Below are 4,295 nucleotides of genomic sequence, written 5' to 3'. Positions count from 1 at the left end.
CAGCGCGACGGCCCCGCCGCCCGAGACCGTCGCTCCGCTGCCGCCCGCGCCGCCGCCGCTGCCGACCCAGGCTGAGGGCCGCGACGCCGTTGTCTGGCTGGCGGTCTCGCAAGACGGGCGCGAGGTGATGAGCGCCAGCACCGACCGCATGATCAAGCTCTGGGACATCGACGGCAAGCGGCTGATCCGCAATCTGGGTGAGCACAAGGACATGGCGCGCACGGCGCTGTTCATGCCTGACGGCAAGACGGCGCTTACCGCCGGCGACGACGGCGAGATCGTGCTGAGGAACCTTGCCGACGGCGCCGTGCTGCACGTCTTTTCCGCGGGGCAGAACGGCGGCGTCAGGAACCTGGCGATCAGCCCCGACGGCAAGCTGGCCGTCAGCGGCCACGACACTGGCGCCGTTATCGTCTGGGATCTCGAGAAGGGCGTCGTGCTGCATGTGCTGTCGGGCCATGACTGGTCGGTGAGCTCGGTCGCCGTCTCGCCCGACGGCACGAAAGCCCTGTCGGGCAGCATCGATGGCGAGCTGAAACTCTGGGACATTGTTTCGGGCAAGCAACTGCGCAGCTGGCACGGGCACGAGCAGGGCGCCTATGGCGCCGTCTTCACCGCTGACGGGCACCATGCGATCACCGGCAGCGGCGACTACACGATCAAGCTCTGGGACCTGGACAGCTTCAGGGAAGTGCGCCGCTTCGAAGGCCATTCCGGCACCGTCTATGAAATCGCGCTGTCCCCCGACGGCAAGCGGCTTGCATCGGTCTCGCTCGACGGCACGGCGCGCATCTGGAACATGGACACCGGCGACCAGATCGCCGAGTTCGACCCCGGCACCGGCCCGATCTACGCGGTCGCCTTCGCCGCCGACGGCACGCTGCTCACCGGCGGCTACGACCGCACCATCCGCGACTGGCCGGCGGCCGGCGGCGAGGGGGTGGTGCTGTTCGCGGGCGCGCCGGAGTAGCGGAAAGATCGACAGCTGCGGATGTTCCAGAACGGCCTGGCTTGCGCTAATGATTGCTGGTGGCTGCAAATGGGTTGGGGACCTTGAGCAATAACGACTGGACGCCAGAGGCGGATACAACTGTTTTCAGCCCACCCGCGCGGCGTAGACGAACAGTTCTTCCCGTCGTCTTGGTGTTACTCGCCGCTTTCGTGCTGCTTGGACCTGCCCGAAATTACTATGTGCAGTGGTCGGCCATAAGGAAGGCGCAAGCAGCTTTTTTGGCCAAGGATTATAGCGAGCAATTTCGCCAGACCGCTCTGCTGGCCAAAATGGGACATGCCGACGCACAGTCCGGTCTGGGAGCGATGTACTGGCACGGCCAGGGCATCGCCCAAAATGCCAAGCTGGCGGCCTTTTGGTGGGGCAAGGCGGCCGAGCAAGGAAATGCCGATGCTGCGTCCTGGCTCAGCCAAGCCTATTCCCAGGGCAATGGTGTCGACCAAAACGATCAACTGGCGCTGAAATTTGCCACGCAATCAGCCGACAAGGGTAACGCGAATGGGCAGTACGCCCTCGGCGGCCTGTATATGCAGGGCCAAGGCGTTGCGCAAAGCCATGAGCAGGCTCTCTATTGGTGGCGCAAGGCGGCCGATGGGGGAAGTATCGAAGCTGTCTACTGCATCGGTCGCGCCTACTACCTCGGCGAAGGTGTCGAGAAAGACGACAAGCTTGCCGTGCAGTGGGTGAGAAGGGCCGCTGAAAGAGGCGAGCCAAACGGTCAAGCCTTGCTAGGCACCCTCTATTTCCGGGGCCATGGGATTGGCCAGGACGACCGCCTGGCATTCGAATGGTGGATGAAGGCCGCCACTGCTGGCCTGGCCGATGCGCAGTACGCGGTGGCAAGCGCTTACATCACGGGAAAAGGCGTCCGCGAGGATGACGCCCAGGCATTCGCCTGGATGAGCAAAGCGGCCAACCAAGGCAACATTCTTGCGCGATCCACTCTAGGCGGCCTTTACGCGCAGGGCAGAGGTGTCGCTCAGAGCTACGGACAAGCAGTTGATTGGTGGCGCAAGGCCGCTCAGGAGGGAAATGTAGAAGCTGGCTACAATCTGGCTCGGGCTTATTCCCTTGGCGAGGGAACAGAACGGGACGATCGACTGGCCGCAACGTGGGCCGCCAAGGCGGCGAATGGGGATAATGCCGAAGCCCAGTACCTGCTCGGTATCTTGTATCATGAAGGCAGGGGACTTCTGCCGGATGGTAGGTTGGCCTTCCAGTGGTGGATGAAGGCCGCCATCAACGGCCACGCGGTCGCGCAGTTCAACGTCGGCATATCATACAGGGACGGGCAGGGGACGGAGAAGGATGAGAGTCGGGCGTTCACCTGGTTGAGCAAGGCATCGGATCAGGGCAACGAGCTAGCGCAATTCGCACTCGGTGGGATATACTTTGACGGGGTTGGCGTGCCAAAGGACGCGGCCAAGGCTGCCAGGCTGTGGCGAAAGGCGGCGGACCAGGGCAACGCAATGGCCCAAGAAGCCCTTGGAAACGTCTACTCCAGGGGTGCCGGTGTGCTGCAGAGTAACGCGGATGCCATTGCGTGGTGGCTCAGGTCCGCGAAGCAAGGATACGTTCCGGCCGAAATGCATGTGGCTTACGCCTATGCCAACGGCGAAGGCACCCCCAGAGACGACAAAGCGGCCGAGACCTGGTGGCTGGAAGCGGCGAAGGCTGGAAATGTCGACGCTGAGTTCAGTCTGGGTGCGCTCTACTATCGCGGGATCGACGGAAAGCCGAACTACCCGGAAGCCGCCAAATGGTTCTTCAAGGCGGCGGAGCATGGCAACAGCGCGGCCAAGACACATCTGGAGCTCATGAAGGAAAACGGCCAGTTCGACAGCAAGACTCTGTGAGACGAATTGCCCACAACGCTCTGCGATTTCCGAGAACCTGCGTGAGCTTCGATCTACCCCCTGCGAAGAAGATGCCCGCAGAGATGACTGAACGCCACCCGAGCTTCACCATGCCCGACCTCCACCTCGTCGAAGCCTCGATCGCCGACCTGCGCCGCGCGCTGGAGGACGGCACCGTCACCAGCGTCGAACTGGTCGGCGCTTACTTGCGGCGTATCGCGCGCTACGACCGCCACGGCATCGCGCTCAACGCCGTACCGGTGCTCAACCCCGACATGTTCGCGGACGCGGCGGCTTCCGACCGACGGCGGCGTGAGGGCAAAACACTCGGGCCGCTCGACGGCATCTCCTACACCGCCAAGGACAGCTACAAGGTGAGGGGCCTGACGGTCGCCGCCGGCTCGCCCGCGTTCGAACAACTCGTCGCCAATGAAGACGCCTTCACCATAGCGCGCCTGCGCGCGGCGGGCGCGGTGCTGGTCGGTCTCACCAACATGCCGCCGATGGCCAATGGCGGCATGCAGCGCGGCGTCTATGGCCGCGCCGAGAGCCCTTACAATGCGGATTATCTGACCGCTGCTTTCGGCTCCGGTTCCTCCAATGGCTCGGGCACAGCGACGGCCGCCAGCTTCGCCGCTTTCGGCCTCGGCGAGGAAACCTGGTCGTCCGGCCGCGCGCCGGCCTCCAACAACGCGCTGGTCGCGTACACGCCCTCGCGCGGCATTATTTCGGTGCGCGGCAACTGGCCATTGGTGCCGACGATGGACGTGGTGGTGCCGCATACGCGCTCCGTCGCCGACATGCTGGAACTGCTCGACGTGATCGTCGCCGACGATGCCGAAACGCGCGGCGACCTCTGGCGCATGCAGCCCTGGGTGCCGATCCCGAAAGCCTCGGCGCTGAGGCCGGCGAGCTACGCCGGGTTGGCACTGGCGGGTGCGCTCGAGGGCAAGCGGCTCGGCGTGCCCAGAATGTATGTCGGGCGCGACGCGCAAGCAGCAAAGCCGATCGAGACGCGCGCCTCGGTGCTCGACCTCTGGCGGCAGGCCGCGGCCGACCTCGAAGCACTCGGCGCCGAGGTGGTCGAGGTCGACTTCCCCGTCGTCTCCAACTATGAGCGCGACCGTCCCGGCGCGAAGGCCATGGTTGAGCGCGGGCTGGTGCCTGAGGATTTCCCCGCCCGCGAGATCTGGGACCTTTGCATCTGGTCCTGGGACGATTTTTTGCGCGCCAACGCCGATCCGGCGATTCCCGATCTCGCTTCGGTCGACGGCGCAAAAATCTTCCCGCAGCCGCCGGGCGCGCTGCCCGACCGCTATGGCGACGACGGCTTCGACCTCGCCGAATATGTCGAGCGGGCGAAGCAGGGTGTGACGCCGTTCGAGCGCATCCCGACAATGCAGGCCGGCCTCGAGGGGCTGGAGCAA

The 4,295-nt window shown here is 64.7% G+C and carries 3 protein-coding genes; all 3 read left to right on the top strand.

Annotation, left to right across the window (positions count from 1 at the left end):
* Positions 1-970 (top strand): WD40 repeat domain-containing protein (locus tag EN742_RS26125; protein WP_148670257.1); only part of this gene is annotated, 970 nt, incomplete at its 5' end.
* 83 nt (positions 971-1,053) lie between these two features.
* The gene (locus EN742_RS26120; RefSeq protein ID WP_127406974.1) at positions 1,054-2,868 is read left to right on the top strand and encodes a tetratricopeptide repeat protein; all 1,815 of its coding nucleotides are present in this window, start codon (positions 1,054-1,056) and stop codon (positions 2,866-2,868) included.
* Between the two features lie 110 nt (positions 2,869-2,978).
* A partial coding sequence (locus EN742_RS26115) for an amidase (protein ID WP_128333449.1) occupies positions 2,979-4,295 on the top strand: 1,317 nt, incomplete at its 3' end.

Source organism: Mesorhizobium sp. M4A.F.Ca.ET.020.02.1.1 (assembly GCF_004022645.1).
Lineage (GTDB): Bacteria > Pseudomonadota > Alphaproteobacteria > Rhizobiales > Rhizobiaceae > Mesorhizobium.
Note: the sequence above shows the minus strand (reverse complement) of the source record. Positions and strands in the feature narration are given on the sequence as shown.